Here is an 18419-nt window from a genome sequence, read left to right as displayed (position 1 = left end):
CAATTCAAAAATGGAAATGTCTCCAGATGAAGATCTGATCCGTACCGAAAGAACGCGGTCCAATGATGCTATTCAAAAGAAAGATACCGCCACGCTCGCCAGCATCTGGACGACCGACTATCATTGCATCACCTCCAGAAACTTCCAAGCATCCGGAAGGAATGAAAACAGAGACCGGTTCGCCAGTGAGTTCATCGCCAAGCCTGATGTAATTTATATCCGTACTCCTGAGAAGATCGAGATATTCCCAACATGGAAAATGGCTGCCGAGAATGGAACCTGGGTAGGACGGTGGACGGAGAAGGGAGCAAAGATTGAAATCAGTGGAACGTATTACGCAAAGTGGCATAAGCTGAATGGTCAGTGGATGATCCGTGCTGAAATATTCACACCGCTTAAGTGTACGGGTGGAGAATTTTGTGATCAGCCTCCGATTTAATGAACGTATTGATTTAACTATCAGAATGAAAAAAAAATATATTATCGCCAATGTTGTCTTGCTGATGCTGCTGATCGCATATCTGTATCCAACACCCAGGCACACCTTCAAAGAATTATACAAAGGATCAGAAGATGATAAATTAGCGTTACTGGATTCAGTTCGTGCGTTGCCTCTCAAGTCCGTTACCATCGACGGCAAGCAATGGAATTATCTTGCTGCTGGAAATGGAAAGGAAAGCATCATCTTCCTTCACGGGATGGCAGGAGGTTATGATATATGGTGGCAGCAGATCAGTGCTTTCAAAAATAAATACAGGATCATCACATTAACCTATCCACCGGCAGGTTCGTTGTCGGAAATGGGAAATGCAGTCATTAAGATACTTGACAATGAGAACATAGCATCCACGAATGTTCTGGGTTCGTCGCTTGGCGGATACTTTGCACAGTATCTTAAGACTACTTACCCTGACCGGTTTAAGAAAGCAGTCTTTGCCAATACCTTTCCACCCAACTCCATTTATAAAGAGAAGAATGGTACGACCGCATCCATAGCCCGGTTCCTTCCCGAGTGGCTGGTGATGGTTGCTTTTCGTGGAAACATCAGAAGCAAAGTAATACCTACTTCAGAGAATTCTCCATTGGCGGAAGCTTACCTGCTGGAGCAATCCTATGGCGGCATGAGCAAGAAGCAATTTCTATCGCGCTATCTCTGTGTGGTGGATTCGTTTGTCCCTTCAAAAGAACTGACATCATCCAATGATATTCTTCTGATCGAATCCGACAATGATCCCTTGATCTTTCCTGAACTGCGGCAACAGTTGAAAGAACTATACCCTGCTGCACGGCTTTATACTTTTAAGGGTAAGGGACACTTTCCTTATTTAAATGAGACCGGGCAGTACAACAAAGTGATCGGTGAGTTTTTTGAGAGCAGCGGGATGGAGGTGTTTTATAATCGATAGTATGACTCGGCAAATCTAAAAGCGAGTACTTGCTTTTTCGCTTGTTTAAGAACAGGCCGCTCCTCTGGAGCCGGGAACACCTCATATAAATTTCATACTACAAACAGGTCGCCCTTATCAGGGCTTCCGAACCTATTGACTATAAAAGAATGATTAACTATTTGACATGGTGGTGTTATCACGTATAACGATTTTACAAATCTGGATTAGCCCGCCAGGGGAGACCTGTTTGTAGAAATTTGTTATTAAATATTTTGTGTAAGCTCCAGAGGAGCGGCCTGTTTTTTTGTGTGATACCATATTTAATGAGACGTGTATTGCATCACCTTGACTGATGAAACATGATCTTTAACCGAACACAGAACGTTCTCCGACAGCCGTGGCGGGTGGGCGCTATAAGCAATCATGTCTGATCTGAGAATCGCCATTCAGGACAGCTCGTTCTTCAAATAAAGAAGGTCAACTTTCAGCTTTTCCTTATCTTTGCGCCTCATTTAATCGATTTCCGTGAATTATCTTTCTGCAGAGCTCATTTCCAAAGCATTTAATGACAAATGGCTGTTTCGTGACATCTCCCTGGGTATCTCAAAAGGGGAAAAATTTGCCATGGTTGGAAATAATGGGGTCGGCAAATCAACATTACTCAAGCTCCTTACAGGAGAACTGAAATCCGATACTGGTAAAGTTGTAGTTCGCGACGGGATCCGCGTTGGAATTCTTACGCAGCAGCCTCAGGTCGACAACCAGAAGCAGGTAAAAGACATTTTGTTTGATTCATCCAACAAGGTTGCGGCCGTTGTAAAAGAATACGAAGACTGTCTTCATCATCCGGATGTTCCTGCCCAGCGTATGCAGGATGCTCTTGAGAAAATGGAAGAGTATAATGCATGGGATTATGATGCGAAGGTTCAGGAGGTAACAACGAAGCTGGATGTGCCTGACCTTGACAGGAAATTCGGTGAACTCTCCGGTGGTCAGAAGAAACGGATCTTCCTCGCTCAGCTCCTGTTGGCAAGTCCGGATCTTATCATCATGGATGAGCCTACCAATCACCTTGACTTAACAGCCATCGAATGGCTGGAGGAATATCTTTCCGGACCGAACATCACATTGATCATGGTTACCCACGATCGTTATTTCCTGGATAATGTAGCCAATGAAATTATAGAACTGGATCGCGGCAAGCTTTTCAGATATAAAGGCAACTACGCTTACTTTCTCGAAAAGAAATCTGAAAGGGAAGAGATGCTAAAGACAGAAGTGTCCAAAGCACGACTTCTCCTGAAGAAAGAACTTGAATGGATGCGCAAGCAGCCAAGAGCCCGCGGAACCAAAGCGAAGTATAGAATTGAAGCATATTACGAACTGGAAAAAGTAGCATCTCAGGATCTTCGCAAAGACAGACTTGAGTTGGATATTAAAGAGTCGCGTCAGGGAGGAAAGATCCTTGAAGTAGAACACATTAAGAAGAAGTACGGTGACCAGGTGGTGATTGAAGATTTCTCGTGCGTGTTCAAGAAGTTCGATCGTATTGGTGTGGTGGGCAAGAACGGTGTAGGAAAATCAACCTTCCTCAACATCATTACACAGCAGGCCAAACCTGATAGCGGACTGGTGATGCCAGGCGCTACGACCAAGTTCGGATACTTCACTCAGGACAGCATGACGCTGAATCCTCAGAATCGTATTATCGAAGAAGTAAAAGAGATTGCAGAATTCATTACGCTTTCTGACGGAAGTCAATTGTCTGCTGCAAAGTTCCTGGAGAATTTCTTATTCCCACCGGAAAAGCAATATACGTTTATTGAGAAGCTGAGTGGCGGTGAGAAGAAACGTCTTCAGTTGCTGAAGCTTCTCGTGAAGAGTCCAAACTTCCTGGTGCTTGATGAGCCCACGAATGATTTTGATATTGATACTCTTAATGTCCTGGAAGATTTCCTTGAGAAATTTGGTGGATGTTTATTGCTCGTGTCTCACGATCGTTACTTTATGGATCACCTGGTGGATCAGCTCTTCATTTTTGAAGGAGATGGAAAGATCAGGATGTTCAATGGTAACTATACCTATTACCGTGACACCCTGAAAGGTGAGCACACAGAAGGTGTAGATGATGAAGATGAAGTCGTAGCACCAATCGCTGTTAAAGAGATCCCGTCAAACGGAAAGAAGAAGGTTTCCATTAAGGAAAAGAAGGAGTATGAGCAACTGGAGAAAGAGATCGCCCAACTGGAAGCTGAAAAAGCTGAAGTGACCGTAAAGCTTAACAGTGGAGAGACCAGTCATGAGCAATTGCTGAAATGGTCGCAGCAGGTGAAAAGCATTTCAGAGCAGATCGAAAAGAAGTCGGCGAGATGGCTTGAGCTGAGTGAAGTAGTGTAATAGCGAGCCTTTTAAGGATTTCAATAGTTTCGGTTTGGATTACAATAATTTCCAGGGTCACGCGACTATGATCTCACATGAGAATCCTTAAAAATCTATTCAAAATCGTGCTGATCACCATTCTGGTGCTCAGTGCTGTTATCTTCCTTTTTATGCAGCAGAAATCTTTTGGAAAGCTTCCTTCGGGAAAGCGCCTTGAACGCATTAAGAATTCACCGAACTACAAGGACGGTAGTTTTATGAATCTGATTGAAACTCCTATGTTGTCGGAAGACACTTCCTATCCGAAAATGATGAAGGAGTTTTTCTTTTCAAAGGGAATCAATCGCGAGCCAACAAAGACGTTACCATCCATTAAAACCAATTTAAAAACTCTCGATGGCGCACCAATGATAGTATGGTTTGGTCATTCAACCTATCTCATCATCGTGGATGGCAAGAAGATATTAGTGGATCCTGTGTTTAGTGCATATGCATCGCCTGTTCAATACTTTGGAAGCAAGAATTATGCGGTCACCAATCCTTATGCTATAGAAGATTTTCCCGATGTTGATCTGGTTGTGATCTCACACGACCATTATGATCACCTTGATTACAATACAGTCCTTAAGCTTAAATCAAAAACCAAATTCTTTTGTGTTCCACTCGGTATAGGTTCACATCTTGAATACTGGGGCGTTGAGGAATCAAAGATCAAAGAGTTTGACTGGTGGCAGACTGAAGAGGTTGTCACTGGAGTGGAGCTGACATCAACACCGGCACGTCACTTCTCCGGAAGAGGTTTTAAAAGAGGTCAGACGTTATGGTCATCCTATGTTTTAAAGGTCGGCAAGTACAAGCTTTTCATTGGCGGTGATTCAGGCTATGATGAATCGTTTAAGAAGATAGGGGAGAAGTATGGTCCGTTTGATATCGTGATGCTCGAGTGCGGGCAATATGATAAGAAGTGGCCTTATATTCATATGATGCCAGAGCAGACAGTTCAGGCAAGTATTGACCTGCAGGCGAATGTGCTGTTGCCGGTACATTGGGGAAAATTCACACTGGCACTTCATCCCTGGACGGAACCTATTGACAGAGCAGTGAAGGCTGCTGATTCGCTCAAGGCAAAGCTGACGACACCGGTCATTGGTGACCCGATCCGTCTTGACAGCATTGCACCGGGTTCGAAATGGTGGGAGTAACAGTCGCATTACGATTGGATAAAATGTTTTGTAAATTTCGAGACGAAATTTGCAGATGAAATCAGCGACGGTCAGTGAAATAAAGAAAGAGCTCAAGTCGAAGGAAGACGAAGAATTGAGGGAGCTGGTTTTCAGGCTGGCAAAGTACAAGAAGGACAATAAGGAGCTGCTGACTTATCTTTTGTTTGAGTCAGAAGATGAGAACTCATACGTCCAGAGTGTCATGGCCGACATGGAGGAGATGTTTGGTGAGGTGTCAAGAGGGAATATTTATTTCGCAAAGAAGACCCTTCGCAAGATCCTGCGTATGGCCAATAAGCAAATCCGTTACTCCGGGAACAAGCAAACTGAGCTTGAAATAAGAATCCGTTTTTGCACGCTTTTAAAAGATAGCGGGATCCGCTACAAAAGCAGTCAGGTGCTTGTAAATTTATATCAGCAGCAACTAAAGAAAATCCACGCAACCTTGACTAAATTGCCAGAGGATTTGCAGTACGACTATCTGCAAGCGATAGCGAACCTGGCGTAATCCAATGGAAAAACAACCCAATAATCCTTTGCACGGACAAACTCTTGAAATGATCCTGACGCACCTGGTGGACCGTTATGGATGGGAAGAACTAGGAAATCGTATTGCAATTAATTGCTTTATACATGATCCGAGCATAAAGTCAAGTCTTGTCTTTTTACGAAAGACAGCCTGGGCAAGAAAGAAAGTAGAGGATCTCTATCTGGAATCCATCAGTTAACAATTCACTCTCGTTTCTATTTTTAATGGAGAACCGTTTATCATTTTCCTGGTAAACTATTGCTATTTTTTCCGATCTTGTTTGATACATCATTCGGAAATCTCTTATGCAAAAAGTTGCACTGTTGCTCTTCATTATTGCACCGTTTATTGCACACAGCCAGGCAAAATGGAATAACCTTTTTAATGGTAAAGATCTTAGTGGCTGGAAACAGCTCAACGGCAAGGCTACTTACGAAATAAAAAATAAGGAGATCATCGGTACTACGGTTCTTAATGAACCCAACTCATTTCTGGTAACAGAAAAACTCTACGATGATTTTATTCTTGAGCTTGAGTATAAGCTTGATGATGATATGAATTCCGGTATTCAGTTTCGCAGTGAAAGCAAGGAGGACTATCAGAAAGGTCGCGTTCATGGTTACCAGATTGAAATTGATCCATCTCCCCGGGCGTGGACAGGGGGGATCTATGATGAAGGCAGAAGAGAATGGCTTTATCCCCTCGAGTATAATCCAAATGCAAAGTCAGCATACAAAAAGAACGACTGGAATAAACTTCATGTTGAATGTATCGGAGATGTCATGCGTGTATGGGTGAATGGCATCGCTACCGCCAATGTTGTTGACAATGTAACGCGTAAAGGATTCATCGCACTTCAGGTGCATTCGATCAGCAAACAGGAAGAAGTCGGTAAGAAGATCCGGTGGAGAAATATCCGCATACAAACGGAAGGACTTAAGCCTTCACCACCGGATGATATTTTCGTTATGAACTTTGTTGCCAATAATATTTCGGAGCAAGAGATAGCAAACGGGTACAAGCTTTTATGGGATGGAGCAACCACGAATGGCTGGAGAGGTGCATATAAAGATAAATTTCCTGAGAAAGGATGGGAGATCAAGGACGGAGCAATTCAGGTGAGTAAGTCAACGGGGGCTGAATCAGAGAACGGCGGTGATATTGTGACTACCAATGAGTATGCAGCTTTTGATCTTCAGTTTGAATTTAAGTTGACGGAAGGTGCCAACAGCGGTGTCAAATATTTTGTAACGGAGAAAGAGGCCAACAAAGGTTCCGCCATCGGACTGGAGTACCAGGTGCTTGATGATGAGAAGCATCCGGATGCAAAAATGGGAGTAGTGGGAAATAGAAGACAGGCATCTTTGTATGATCTTATTCCTTCCCTTCAGGTAAAAAGAGGTCAGCATAAAATGGGAGAGTGGAACAGCGGAAGAGTCATTGTATATCCTGACAATCGTGTGGAACACTGGCTCAATGGATATAAAGTTGTTGAGTATCAGCGTGGATCATTGATCTATCAGGCGCTGGTGGCAAGAAGCAAGTATGCTGAGTGGCCTGAGTTTGGAATGGCACCGAAAGGACGTATTCTTATACAAGACCATGGTGATCAGGTATCCTTCAGGAGCATTAAGATCAAAGAACTGATTAAATAAAGTCCAAAATAAAACTTCAGAACTATGAAGAGAAGAAATTTTCTAAAGAAATCAGCGATGGCCGCAACTGCTACCTACCTGGGATCTATGGCTTTCAGTGCCGAAAGTTATGGCAACATCATCGGTGCGAATGACCGTGTCCGTGTGGGAGTTGTTGGATTTTCAGACCGGTTCAAGAGCTCGCTGGTGCCAGCTTTTATGAGTCACTATAAGGAGCTCAACTTTGATATGGTGGGCGTTTCTGATATCTGGAAAGTAAAACGCGAAGCAGGTCAGGCATTCCTCAAAGAAAAACTGGGACATGATGTTAAGGCATATCGCAACAATGAGGAGCTCTATGGCTCGAAAGATATTGATGCGGTCATTATCAGTACTGCCGATTTTCAGCATGCACTCCATGCGATCGAAGCCGTTAAGAATAATTGTGATGCCTATGTTGAGAAGCCATTTGCTGAAACGATGGAGGACAATCGCGCAGCATTGAAAGCAATTAAGGAATCAAAAAAGATCATTCAGATAGGTTCTCAGAGAAGAAGCGGAGCCAACTATCAGGCTGCGTCAGAATTTATACAGCAAGGAAAGTTCGGACCTATTACCATGGTAGAACTTACCTGGAATGTTAATCAGCCGGGTCGCTGGAGAAGAGAAGCGCTTGTTGCACAGATGAAAGAAGAAGACACAGATTGGAAGCGATTCCTGATGAATCGTCCTGCTGAACCATTTGACGCGCGCAAGCATCTTGAGTTCAGATTGTTCTGGCCTTACTCTTCAGGATTGCCAGGTCAATGGATGAGTCATCAGATCGATACTGTTCATTGGTTTTCCAAACTGAAGCATCCACGAAGTGTGACGGCCAATGGAGGCATTTATATGTGGAAAGATGGGCGTAAGAACTGGGATACGCTTACAGCAGTATTTGATTACGGTCCGGAAGCAGATCCTTCCAGTGGATTTCAGGTGACGTTTGCTTCACGTATGCACAATGGAGAAGATAAGCCGAAAGAGGTTTATTACTCTAATGGAGGAGAGTTGAATTTATCCACCAATAAGGTTTCCAACAGCGGGGGTCTTATGGAGAATCATGCAAAAGCGATGAACATGAAGCCTAACCTTCTTGCATCAATGGATCTGAATGTCAAGGATGAGACCGTGGTGACGGCAGCGAATACCGGCGGCGATGTGCTGACAACGAATCATATGCTCAACTGGATGCAATGTGTACGAGACCGGAAAGAAACAAATGCCCCGGTGGAAGCGGGATACTCTCATGCAATCGCCTGCATCATGACGACAGCAGCATCCAGAACGGGAGAGAAGGCAACCTTTGATGAAAGTAAACAGGAAGTAATGGCAGGCGGAAAAATATTTAAATACTGATGAAAGTTTTTTTTGCTTTATGTTTGGCTTGCTTCAGCTTGTTGGCAAACGGACAATCCGGTTTCACTTTTCGTGAAAGTCCAGAGAAGAAGAAGTTCGAAATCTTCTATAACAAGAAACTGATCACTTCTTATTGCTACTTTGATTCTACGGAAAAGCCGGTGCTGTTTCCCATCAAAACACTTTCGGGAATAACAATAACAAGAGGTTATCCGATTTCACCAAGACCCGGTGAGCGTACCGATCATCCACATCATGTGGGTCTGTGGTTGAATTATGAGAGTGTGAATGGTCTTGATTTCTGGAATAATAGCAGTGCCATTGCTGCTGAGAAAAAATCAATGTATGGATCCATAAAGCATGTCAAGATAATTTCAGGTGGTAATGATAAGGGTAATTCACTTTCATTGATAACCAAAAGTAATTGGGTGAATCAGGCAGGCGAAGTATTGCTGGAGGAAACAACTTATTTTACATTCAGTGAACTTAACGGTGATCTTTTAATTGACCGGACCAGCACGCTCACAGCAAAGGTGCCCGAAGTGATCTTCAAAGATGTAAAGGATGGATTGCTTGGATTACGGGTGGCCCGTGAACTTGAAATGCCCTCCAAACAGGAAGATAACTTTGTTGATGCGAATGGAATAGTGACAAAGGTACCGATGACCAGCAATGCGGGAGTGACAGGCTTGTATGTTAATCGTGAAGGAATTACCGGAGATGATACATGGTCAAAACGCTCCTCCTGGACATGCCTGAATGGAGAGAAAGATGGATCGAAGATTTCGATTGCTATCATTGATCATCCCGGCAATATAGGAGCACCTACTTACTGGCATGCGAGAGGATATGGTCTCTTTGCCGCCAACCCGTTGGGAAGAAAGATTTTCAGTCAGGGGAAAGAAGAGTTAAATTTAACCCTTAAGAAAAAGCAATCGGCGACCTTCCGATATCGTGTGGTGATCCATGAAGGAAAAGCTTTCCTGGACCATGATCAGATTGATGGGTTGATGAATTTATTTGCGCTAACAAAATAGGATGAAGCATTCGTTGTATTTATTGTTGTTAATAGTTCTTTGCGGTGGAACTGTCAAAGGTCAGCTTCTGAAAGTGGGAGTAGCTGGCTTAAGTCACGATCATGCTCATAGTATTATGCAGCAGTACAAGAATCATGAAGTAATACTTTTGGGTATTGCTGAACCTGATTTGAAACTGGCGGAACGTTATAAAAACCGGTATCAGGTTCCTGACTCTCTTTTCTTCACTGACCTTTCCACTATGTTGGCGAAGACACGTCCCGAAGTTGTTCTTGCCTACAATGCGATCTCAGAGCATCTGCAGGTTGTTGAGCTATGTGCTCCAAAAGGAATTCACGTGATGGTGGAAAAGCCGCTGGCGTTAAATGTAAAGCATGCTGACCGGATGAAAGCACTTGCTGTTCAATATAAGATCCAGCTTTTGACAAATTATGAGACGACCTGGTATTCCAGTAATCATGAACTTTATTCACTGGTAAAAGAAAAGAATGAGATTGGTCCTATCCGAAAGATGGTGGTGCATGACGGCCATAATGGTCCGAAGGAAATAGGATGTAGTAAAGAGTTTCTGGACTGGCTTACGGATCCTGAGAAAAATGGCGGTGGAGCGATCATTGATTTTGGATGTTACGGTGCCAACCTGATGACATGGCTCATGGATGGTAAGGCTCCCATCGCAGTAACGGCCGTATTGAGACATATAAAGCCCGATGTTTATCCGAAGGTGGATGATGATGCAACAATCATTGTGGAGTATAAAGATGCGACAGGAATTATTGAAGCATCATGGAACTGGCCTTTTGGAATAAAAGATCTGGAGGTATTTGGCAGGGAAGGATATCTGCATGCATTGAATGGCAATACCCTTCAGGAGAAAAAGAAAGCAGACCTTATAATAGTTCCAACGAATCCACCCACGTATGCTGACAACATTACGTATCTCACAGCAGTACTTCGGGGTAAATATAAATCCGAGAATGATCTGTCTTCTTTAAACAACAATATGATAGTTGTAAGGATCCTGGAAGCAGCGCGAAGGTCTGCAAAAGAAGGAAGGCGCATTGAGTTGTAGGCGTAGTTCTAACCCCAAATATTTTTCGGTTCACCTCCTGACTGTGCGGATGAATGACTACTTTCGCGGCAGTTTTTTCCATCTATAGATGTTTTTAAGAAGTATTGCCGCACTTTTTCTGGTCCTAAGCTCTTTGGTATCGATTGCACAGCAAAAGGAAACTCCGATTGAAACTCCCTTTAAGAAGAGGGGCACTTTGTATTTTAGCTGGGGATATAATCGCGACTGGTATTCCGCAAGCACTATTCATTTTAAGAATACCACTACGGACAACTATGATTTTACTTTCATTGATGCAAAGGCGCACGATAATCCATCGATGACTGAGTGGTGGCATCCGGACCGCCTGACGATCCCGCAATACGATATGACGCTGGGCTATATGTTCAATGACAAGCATGATCTTGGTATTGAGATCAGCTGGAATCATTTGAAGTATGTAGTCACCGATAATCAGATGATACATGTGGTTGGAAACATAAGAGGTCAGTACATTGATAAAGACACACTGGTAACTCCTGATTTTGTTCACCTTCAGCATACGAACGGCAACAATTATCTGATGGTCAACCTTGTGAAGCGTCACAAACTGTGGACGTCACGACATTTTGAGTTGAGTGCTATTGGAAAAGTAGGAGCAGGGCCAATGATCTCTTATACAATTTCATCCATCCTCGGCAGCGGCGACAACGGACGATTCCGTTACCACGGTTGGGTTGCTGGAACAAGTGTGGGATTGAGATTCAACATTTATAAATACTTTTTTATTCAAAGCGATATCCAGGGAGCTTTTGCAGACTACACAGATATTGAATTAGGTACTGACCATCAGGGTCGCGCTACCCATACTTTTACTTCTCTCCAATGGATATGGATGGGTGGTGTTAATTTCCAGATAGGAAAAAAGGATCCTCTTCATACAAATTAGTGCAGAGTTTCCGGTGACTTTATTTCAATCGCTGCATTTAATCTGAAAATGCAACGATATGATCTCTCATAAAAAGCACAGGAGCGTTGAGCTAAGTACAAGCTCAATGGCAGATATAGCATTTCTTTTACTGACTTTCTTTCTGGTCACTACACAGATCCAGAATGACAGGGGATTGATAATGGTATTGCCTTCTTTATTTACAAAGAACCTTCCTCAGGAAATCTCCAGCCGGAATCTTTTCAAAATACAAATCAATTCAAGTGATAAGTATCTGGTTGAGGATATTCCACGTACAGATTTGTCGGGAATAAGAGAAGAGATAAAACTGTTCATACTTAATTATGGAAAGATTGCAGGTCTTTCAGACAATCCTGAAAATGCAATTGTTTCACTAAAAACGGACAGGGGTACGAGTTACTCAACTTACATTAAAGCACTGGACGAAATACAGGGAGCTTATTACGAAATATATTCACGACGTGCGGGAATATCCGCTGATCAATTCCGATCGCTCGATTTGAGTGATGCTAAGAATAAACTGATATACGAAAAGGCCCGTTTGGGTATTCCGATGAATATCTCCATTGCTGAGCCGACCCGAATTGATTGAGATTAACAGTCAATTGATTAATTTCGTTGCTGTCATTTATAACTTCTCTTTCTGTGTCCATCCTCAAGGTAGTTCTCATCGTCATAGCGGTTCTTGTTGTTCTGTTTATACTCCTGCTGGTTTACACACTTTCACCAACGATAAGAGACATTTCGAAGCATGAAGAGCTAAAGGCATTTGTTGAGGTTCCATTGATCATCAGGTCCCCTGCATTTATATACAAAAGTGATAAAGGTTCTTATCGTTTTCATGAGTATGTTCTTACTCAAAATGAGCAATATCAGAGTTCAATGACGCATGAGCTTGTAATAGGATCAAAGGTTATGCTGAAGAAAATAAAAACATACCGAAGTGACGGTGGTGCAGGATTTACAGATGTGTTTGCACTTGGAGAGTACATCGCACCCGATGGTAAGAAAATAGAGTTTGAATACATCTGGGGAAATATTGATCCGGGACTTTATTCCGGAATTGTAGAGCCGTTGCCAGGAGCGCCCTGGCAGGATAGTACTGCAGCTCCGATAAGAGTTAAGAGAAACTAATTATTAAATTTGATGTAATACAGAACTCAATTCATGAAGAAGATATTCTTAAACCTCTCACTTGTTTTAATCCCTGTATTTGCTTTCGCGCAATCAGTTGATGAGAAACAGGTATCAACATCTGTTGAAATTCTTACAAAGGCGATTATCGATGCCGACAAACCGACATTGAACACCCTTCTATCGGACAATCTGAGCTATGGTCATTCCGGTGGAAAAGTAGAAGATAAGTCCCAATTCATTGAATCGCTGATGACGAAGAATTCTGATTTTGTAACCATTGCTCTAACAGAACAGACCATCAAAGTAATCGATAATGTGGCAGTAGTAAGACATATTCTGAAAGCTGAAACTCTTAACAGGGGAGAAGCAGGATCTGCAAGTCTAAGTGTTATGCTGATCTGGATCAGGCAGAATAACCAATGGAAGTTGCTGGCACGTCAGGCAGTTAAAGTATAATTAAATATGAAAAGAATGAGATTCAATTTCCTTTGCGGGATCATCATGAGCGTATGTTGCCTGGCAACCTTAGAATTATACGCTCAAAATCAAAAGAAAGAGTTTTATGAGATTAAAGTTTATCATTTAAAGAATAAATCTCAGGAGGATAGGGTAGATGAATATTTAAAGAATCTGTTCATCCCGGCCATGCATAAGGCAGGAATAAAAAATGTGGGGGTTTTCAAACCCATTGCCACCGATACGGCTTTTGGAAAACGAATCTATGTTCTCACAGCGTATTCATCTCCGGAAAGATTTGTTGAAGTGTCAGATGGACTGGTTTCCAATCTCTCATCTGAAAAGAGTGAGTATTTGGATGCTGCTTACACCGATGCTCCGTATCAACGGATTGAATCAATACTTCTCCGTGCTTTTCCATTGATGCTCCAGATGGAGACACCAAAGATCACGTCAGCAAGGGGAGATAGAATCTATGAATTACGTAGTTACGAAAGTGCGACGGAAAGTATCTACAGGAGTAAAGTCAGGATGTTCAATGACGGCGACGAGGTAGGGCTTTTTAAAAGGCTTGGATTTAATGCTGTCTTTTATGCGGATGTAATTTCAGGAAGCAGAATGCCGAACCTGATGTATATGACGACTTTCGTGAATAGGACTGCCCGCGATGAGAAATGGAAGCTGTTTGTTGAAGATCCGCATTGGAAAAGATTGGTCTCCATGCCTGAATATCAGCACAATATTTCAAAAATGAGTATCTACTTATTAACGCCAACGGAGTATTCTGACTACTGATAAGTATAATGCGTAAAGCGACCGGAGTGATTTTTGATTCTCCAGATAGCATAATTTTTATACCTTTGCGGCGTTATTAAGATTTAAACCCAAATTTAGAATATGAATCGTTTTCTTCGCCTTTTTGTCATTAGTTCATTGTGTGTGGCTTTGTTGGGTGGGTGTAGTTTGACGGATGGCTCAAGTGGCTCATTGGAACTTCCACCTTCAGGATCCATTGCTTTCGTCAATGCATCTCCCAGTTCTGCAGATGTTAATATCTATTTCAATGAAGATAAAGTAAATGTAGAGCCGTTTAAATTCAAAGATTATTTTAACTATTTCACGACTGCTGAAGGAGATAAGAAATTTAAAATAACGCTGGTAGGCTCAACAGTTGCCCTTTCTGATACCACTATCCGGGTAGTACAGAATAAAGCTTACACCGTATACGTAGTGGACAAACCTGGAACTACAACAGTAAAAACACTCTTTCTTGAGGATACAGGATTACTTACTGATAAAGCAAATACGATGATCCGCCTCATCCATCTTTCACCAGATACACCTGCGGTTAATATTACACTCGCCGGAGTTGCGCCTTCAATTGGAACTGGATTGACTTATCAGCACGCTAGTAATTATGTTGAGTTTCCAACAGCATCCTATACCGCTGAAATCAGACGTGTAAGTGATAATGCATTGTTACTTCAGGTAGCTTTACCCGCATTACTTCCTGGTTCTTACCAGACAATGCTGTTCGTTGGCTACACAACGCCTCCGGTAGGAAATACAAATACATTGAGTGCAACAGTTATCAGATAGGAAAACTGTAGTGTAATCTGAAAGCGGATGGTCTTAAAAGCCATCCGCTTTTTTTTGCTATAGTTCAATGAGATTTCTTTCAAACCAGCCCTTTTCAGAGGACGATTTCAATTCATTGACAACTTTCTGTTCGATCTTTTCGAGACCATTGGCAATTGAGGTATTGATCATGGCATGCTCAATGAACTCATCCTCCTTCATCCCAAGACTTTCCATCAAAGGTTTTAATCTCTCGGATCCAAATACCTTGAAAACAGTATCATCCAGCGAAAGGCAAAAGGAAATGACCGCGTTGGGAAATTTAATTCTTAGATGCTCAAGACTCTTCCTTTCCTCCGGGAGATAGGGATATCTTCCCAGAATAAAGAAATTGATTTTCCTGTCACTTGAGAGATTGGTGAGAGGAAACAGATCGATCAAGAATATTTTATCGGTTGTTGAGAGAATATCCTTCCCTGCATATGTATCTATACTCTGAAAAGGTACAGGAGCTTTATTTAAGAATGTCTCCATCGCTTGTCGCGATTCCTCAAAGGGAAAGGCTATGATTGCGATCTCTGAATTCCTGATCGATAGCAGGCATTCACGGACAGTGCCCTTTAAACACTCTTCCCTTGTCTTCCAGACTTTATTGTTTGCCTTTGGAGGAGATGGCTTACCAAATGAGAATAGCCCCATAAGATCGATTTACTTTAACGCCTGGCGATAGGAGCTGACAAACAACTTTCTGGTATATTGAAAGCATTCACCAGCGGCACAGCTTCCTGACGTATATCCCAGCAGAGTTGATTTACCATTTTGCGTATGGCTTTTGTTTTTGAACCTTCCATGTATCCGTTTTCCAGATACCATCCTCTGTTCTTCTCAATCTGAGAAAGAGCAAACAGCTGGCATAATTTGGAAAGGACTTTTTTACACTCTGCATCTTTGGTTTCCTTCACCTGCAGTTGAAACTGTTCCAGGATAACGCGCTCCACATGTGCGAATGCTACTTGTACAAGATGATGCTGACTCACATTGAAGGCATCAAATGAATCCATGCCGCTGCTAATATGTTTACGCAGTCGTTTTGCAGAGGATGTAAGGATATCGCGCTCACGATATTTAAAGGCATGCAGATGAAACTCTGGATCCAGTAAATGATCTTCGTCTGTATTTCTTACAGTGAATGGATTCATTTCTGTGATCGAAGTAGTAGCCTGGTCAGTTACATAATTCAGAATTCCGAATAGTCCCATGTTGCTGAACTCCTGCTTGAATTCAGTCAAACGACTTTTTGCTACAAGCTGCATCAAAACAGTATTGTCACCTTCAAAAGTGGTGTAGATCTCTGAATCATTCTTGAGTCTATCGATTCTGTTTTCAGCCAGATAACCTTTTCCACCACATGCCTCACGACACTCTTGCAGGGTTGCTGTAGTATTCCAGGTTGCAAAAGACTTGAGACCTGCGGCCAACGCTTCAATTTCCTGCATGTCTGCTTCCGTTCTGTTCAGGAACCGGTTTGTCAGGTAACGAAGTGAGAAATGCAACGCATAAGCATTCGCAAGCAACGGCATGAGGCGCCGCTGATGTGTTCTGTAATTTAAGATCGGCACTTCACTGCCGCCATCAGGACCAAATTGCCTTCTCTGATCGCCGTATCGTATTGCAATTGTAAGTCCTGATTTGGATGCGCTTAAGCCTGATCTTGGAATTCCAATTCGTCCACCAACTAATGTTCCCAACATTGTAAAGAAACGTCTGTTATCACTTGATATGGGACTTGCAAACTTCCCGTCATCGGTTACGCTTGCAAAGCGGTCCAGTAGATTTTCATAAGGAATAACAACATTAGTGAATTGAATTTTTCCATTGTCGACTCCATTCAATCCCATTTTCCTTCCGCAATCCTCGATGGAAATTCCAGGTAAGGTCTTTCCATCCTTGTCGCGAAGTGGAACCAGAAAGGCGCTAACCCCATAGTCCTTTCCGTCGACGATCAGCTTTGCAAATGTTGTTGCCATCTGACCATGCACTGCAGCATTCCCGATATATTCTTTCTTTGCGTAATCATCGGGTGTGTGAACTGTGAAAGTCCTGCTGGAGTGGTTATAGGTTGCTGTTGTTTCAAGTCCTCTCACATTTGAGCCGTGACCAGTTTCTGTCATGGCGAAGCATCCCGGCAACTCGAGTGTACCAATTGATTTAAGATACTTCTTGTGATGCTTTTCTGTTCCCAGGAAATAGACGCTCATTCCAAAAAGTCCAAACTGAACTCCGAATTTTATTACAAGACTGAGATCGTGATAGCTCAATGCTTCCATGATCGCGAAATAGTTCGCCATATCAGCCTGTCCACCGAATTCTTTTGGATAGGCCATTGATCCAAAGCCCTGCTTTGCCAATTCCCTGCACCACATGAGAACTTTCTCACGGTACTCTGAAAGGTTATCTGTTTCCAGGTATTTGAACTCAGGATCAGAGATGACAGCCTTTACCTTGTTAATGATAGCCTCTTCAGGACCGTCCAGAATTTTAGTCAATGTCTCAATCGAAAAGGTGTGTTGCGTGCCACGATCCTGAGTGATAGTAGATCTTCTCTGAGGATGAAAACTATAGATAGCTTCACCACCAATAATTCCCAGGGTTTCATCAACGGTCAATAGAGATTGTTTGGCCTGAGCCAGAGAATCATTAAAAGAACCATTGCCATGAAGTTGAGCAAGCGTAACGCCTAAATCAGCAAGACGGATGTTATTTGAAGTTGTTTTATCAACAGCTTTTCTGATCTCTGCAAGCCATTCCTTAAACTCATCCGGCGAGGGAGGAGATGTAGGATCGATCTGCTCATAAAGAAACTTTCGTTCTTCACCCTTCAGCCATTTTTGTCCATCGATAATGTCTTTGATCACTTTTATCTCACTGGGAGTTAGTACGGCATCTGACCACACCATATAAAATACAGGAAGGAAAACATGCAGATCCGGGTTGGCTTTGAGTAGGTTGGAGCGAAGCATAACAATGAGGTTTGAAGATTGAAGACTGGAGTTGCGTAGATATTATTCCTTTTCGTCTGTTATGACAACTTTCTCCATTACATCGCCGCCGCGGATCTGATCTATTACATCAAGGCCTTCATAAACTTTTCCGAAAACGGTATGGTTACGATCGAGATGTTTCGTGTTTTCACGATTGTGACAGATAAAGAATTGAGATCCTCCGGTATTGCGGCCTGCATGTGCCATAGAAAGAACACCGCGATCATGGAATTGATTATCGCCTGTAAGTTCGCAATCAATTTGATAACCCGGGCCACCATTGCCTTTACCGTTAGGGCAACCACCCTGGATCATAAAATTTGGTATTACACGGTGAAAGATCAATCCATTATAGAAACCTTTCTGTGCGAGGTCAGTAAAATTCTTGACTGCTTTAGGAGCGTCCTGTTCAAAGAACTTAATTTTCATGACTCCCTTTTTTGTGTGGATTTCAGCTATCTTCATTCGATTTTTTTATTTAGGGAAGCAAGATAATGATAAAGTGCATTAGCCGTAAAAAAGTATACCCCTCGCAACAAATTGCGGAAGATGCCTTGATTGATGCCCAGACAAAATTTGAATATGGACCAAGATCGGG

At 42.5% G+C, this 18419-nt stretch carries 19 protein-coding genes; 16 read left to right on the top strand and 3 right to left on the bottom strand.

Going from position 1 to position 18419, the window contains the following annotated elements; translation table 11 throughout:
• Nucleotides 1-10: 10 nt before the first annotated feature.
• The 16 genes from HOP08_15750 (at nucleotide 11) to HOP08_15675 (ending at nucleotide 14801) form a co-directional block, all read left to right on the top strand.
• Nucleotides 11-439 (top strand): nuclear transport factor 2 family protein, encoded by a 429-nt coding sequence (locus HOP08_15750; protein ID NOT76383.1) that lies wholly within the window; start codon nucleotides 11-13, stop codon nucleotides 437-439.
• A gap of 25 nt (nucleotides 440-464) precedes the next feature.
• Entirely contained in the window at nucleotides 465-1406 is a 942-nt protein-coding gene (locus tag HOP08_15745; GenBank protein NOT76382.1) for an alpha/beta hydrolase, read from the top strand.
• A gap of 507 nt (nucleotides 1407-1913) precedes the next feature.
• Entirely contained in the window at nucleotides 1914-3785 is a 1872-nt protein-coding gene (locus HOP08_15740) for an ABC-F family ATP-binding cassette domain-containing protein (GenBank protein NOT76381.1), read from the top strand.
• A gap of 152 nt (nucleotides 3786-3937) precedes the next feature.
• Nucleotides 3938-4969 carry an MBL fold metallo-hydrolase gene (locus HOP08_15735; protein ID NOT76380.1) on the top strand — a complete coding sequence of 344 codons (1032 nt, stop codon included), beginning with the start codon at nucleotides 3938-3940 and terminating at the stop codon, nucleotides 4967-4969.
• 55 nt (nucleotides 4970-5024) lie between these two features.
• Complete coding sequence (locus HOP08_15730; protein NOT76379.1) at nucleotides 5025-5498, top strand: hypothetical protein; 474 nt, start codon at nucleotides 5025-5027, stop codon at nucleotides 5496-5498.
• A 4-nt stretch (nucleotides 5499-5502) separates the two neighbouring features.
• Nucleotides 5503-5718, top strand: a complete 216-nt coding sequence (locus HOP08_15725) for a DUF2132 domain-containing protein (GenBank protein ID NOT76378.1) — start codon at nucleotides 5503-5505, stop codon at nucleotides 5716-5718.
• A 106-nt stretch (nucleotides 5719-5824) separates the two neighbouring features.
• Nucleotides 5825-7174: a DUF1080 domain-containing protein gene (locus HOP08_15720; GenBank protein ID NOT76377.1), complete on the top strand. Its 1350-nt coding sequence runs from the start codon at nucleotides 5825-5827 to the stop codon at nucleotides 7172-7174.
• 24 nt (nucleotides 7175-7198) lie between these two features.
• Nucleotides 7199-8551 carry a Gfo/Idh/MocA family oxidoreductase gene (locus HOP08_15715; protein NOT76376.1) on the top strand — a complete coding sequence of 451 codons (1353 nt, stop codon included), beginning with the start codon at nucleotides 7199-7201 and terminating at the stop codon, nucleotides 8549-8551.
• Nucleotides 8551-9588: a PmoA family protein gene (locus HOP08_15710; GenBank protein NOT76375.1), complete on the top strand. Its 1038-nt coding sequence runs from the start codon at nucleotides 8551-8553 to the stop codon at nucleotides 9586-9588. Before HOP08_15715 ends, HOP08_15710 begins: the two co-directional genes overlap by 1 nt.
• Nucleotide 9589: 1 nt before the next feature.
• Nucleotides 9590-10660 (top strand): Gfo/Idh/MocA family oxidoreductase, encoded by a 1071-nt coding sequence (locus HOP08_15705; GenBank protein ID NOT76374.1) that lies wholly within the window; start codon nucleotides 9590-9592, stop codon nucleotides 10658-10660.
• Between the two features lie 166 nt (nucleotides 10661-10826).
• Entirely contained in the window at nucleotides 10827-11588 is a 762-nt protein-coding gene (locus tag HOP08_15700) for a hypothetical protein (GenBank protein ID NOT76373.1), read from the top strand.
• A gap of 58 nt (nucleotides 11589-11646) precedes the next feature.
• Nucleotides 11647-12201, top strand: a complete 555-nt coding sequence (locus HOP08_15695; GenBank protein ID NOT76372.1) for a biopolymer transporter ExbD — start codon at nucleotides 11647-11649, stop codon at nucleotides 12199-12201.
• A gap of 53 nt (nucleotides 12202-12254) precedes the next feature.
• Entirely contained in the window at nucleotides 12255-12743 is a 489-nt protein-coding gene (locus HOP08_15690; protein ID NOT76371.1) for a hypothetical protein, read from the top strand.
• A 33-nt stretch (nucleotides 12744-12776) separates the two neighbouring features.
• On the top strand, nucleotides 12777-13202 hold the full coding sequence (locus HOP08_15685) for a nuclear transport factor 2 family protein (protein NOT76370.1): 426 nt from the start codon (nucleotides 12777-12779) through the stop codon (nucleotides 13200-13202).
• A gap of 6 nt (nucleotides 13203-13208) precedes the next feature.
• Nucleotides 13209-13997 (top strand): NIPSNAP family containing protein, encoded by a 789-nt coding sequence (locus HOP08_15680; GenBank protein ID NOT76369.1) that lies wholly within the window; start codon nucleotides 13209-13211, stop codon nucleotides 13995-13997.
• A 102-nt stretch (nucleotides 13998-14099) separates the two neighbouring features.
• Nucleotides 14100-14801 carry a DUF4397 domain-containing protein gene (locus HOP08_15675; protein NOT76368.1) on the top strand — a complete coding sequence of 234 codons (702 nt, stop codon included), beginning with the start codon at nucleotides 14100-14102 and terminating at the stop codon, nucleotides 14799-14801.
• 57 nt (nucleotides 14802-14858) lie between these two features.
• Here HOP08_15675 and HOP08_15670 read toward each other — a convergent pair whose 3' ends face one another.
• The 3 genes from HOP08_15670 to HOP08_15660 are packed head-to-tail and all read right to left on the bottom strand — an operon-like array spanning nucleotide 14859 to nucleotide 18286.
• The gene (locus HOP08_15670; protein ID NOT76367.1) at nucleotides 14859-15479 is read right to left on the bottom strand and encodes a hypothetical protein; all 621 of its coding nucleotides are present in this window, start codon (nucleotides 15477-15479) and stop codon (nucleotides 14859-14861) included.
• A 14-nt stretch (nucleotides 15480-15493) separates the two neighbouring features.
• A complete protein-coding gene (locus HOP08_15665) occupies nucleotides 15494-17800 on the bottom strand; it encodes an acyl-CoA oxidase (protein NOT76366.1) in 2307 nt (768 codons plus the stop codon).
• Between the two features lie 42 nt (nucleotides 17801-17842).
• On the bottom strand, nucleotides 17843-18286 hold the full coding sequence (locus HOP08_15660) for a peptidylprolyl isomerase (GenBank protein ID NOT76365.1): 444 nt from the start codon (nucleotides 18284-18286) through the stop codon (nucleotides 17843-17845).
• Nucleotides 18287-18419 lie beyond the last annotated feature (133 nt).

This window comes from Cyclobacteriaceae bacterium (genome assembly GCA_013141055.1).
Taxonomy (GTDB): Bacteria; Bacteroidota; Bacteroidia; order Cytophagales; family Cyclobacteriaceae; genus ELB16-189.
Note: the sequence above shows the minus strand (reverse complement) of the source record. Positions and strands in the feature narration are given on the sequence as shown.

Excerpts from the sequence above, each read along its gene's own strand:
- HOP08_15670 (NOT76367.1), bottom strand. The coding sequence starts at position 15,479 with ATGGGGCTATTCTCATTTGGTAAGCCATCTCCTCCAAAGGCAAACAAT.
- HOP08_15695 (NOT76372.1), top strand. The coding sequence starts at position 11,647 with ATGATCTCTCATAAAAAGCACAGGAGCGTTGAGCTAAGTACAAGCTCA.
- HOP08_15680 (NOT76369.1), top strand. The coding sequence starts at position 13,209 with ATGAAAAGAATGAGATTCAATTTCCTTTGCGGGATCATCATGAGCGTA.
- HOP08_15705 (NOT76374.1), top strand. The coding sequence starts at position 9,590 with ATGAAGCATTCGTTGTATTTATTGTTGTTAATAGTTCTTTGCGGTGGA.
- HOP08_15730 (NOT76379.1), top strand. The coding sequence starts at position 5,025 with ATGAAATCAGCGACGGTCAGTGAAATAAAGAAAGAGCTCAAGTCGAAG.
- HOP08_15665 (NOT76366.1), bottom strand. The coding sequence starts at position 17,800 with ATGCTTCGCTCCAACCTACTCAAAGCCAACCCGGATCTGCATGTTTTC.
- HOP08_15750 (NOT76383.1), top strand. The coding sequence starts at position 11 with ATGGAAATGTCTCCAGATGAAGATCTGATCCGTACCGAAAGAACGCGG.
- HOP08_15715 (NOT76376.1), top strand. The coding sequence starts at position 7,199 with ATGAAGAGAAGAAATTTTCTAAAGAAATCAGCGATGGCCGCAACTGCT.
- HOP08_15675 (NOT76368.1), top strand. The coding sequence starts at position 14,100 with ATGAATCGTTTTCTTCGCCTTTTTGTCATTAGTTCATTGTGTGTGGCT.
- HOP08_15745 (NOT76382.1), top strand. The coding sequence starts at position 465 with ATGAAAAAAAAATATATTATCGCCAATGTTGTCTTGCTGATGCTGCTG.
- HOP08_15710 (NOT76375.1), top strand. The coding sequence starts at position 8,551 with ATGAAAGTTTTTTTTGCTTTATGTTTGGCTTGCTTCAGCTTGTTGGCA.
- HOP08_15660 (NOT76365.1), bottom strand. The coding sequence starts at position 18,286 with ATGAAGATAGCTGAAATCCACACAAAAAAGGGAGTCATGAAAATTAAG.
- HOP08_15725 (NOT76378.1), top strand. The coding sequence starts at position 5,503 with ATGGAAAAACAACCCAATAATCCTTTGCACGGACAAACTCTTGAAATG.
- HOP08_15735 (NOT76380.1), top strand. The coding sequence starts at position 3,938 with ATGCAGCAGAAATCTTTTGGAAAGCTTCCTTCGGGAAAGCGCCTTGAA.
- HOP08_15685 (NOT76370.1), top strand. The coding sequence starts at position 12,777 with ATGAAGAAGATATTCTTAAACCTCTCACTTGTTTTAATCCCTGTATTT.
- HOP08_15720 (NOT76377.1), top strand. The coding sequence starts at position 5,825 with ATGCAAAAAGTTGCACTGTTGCTCTTCATTATTGCACCGTTTATTGCA.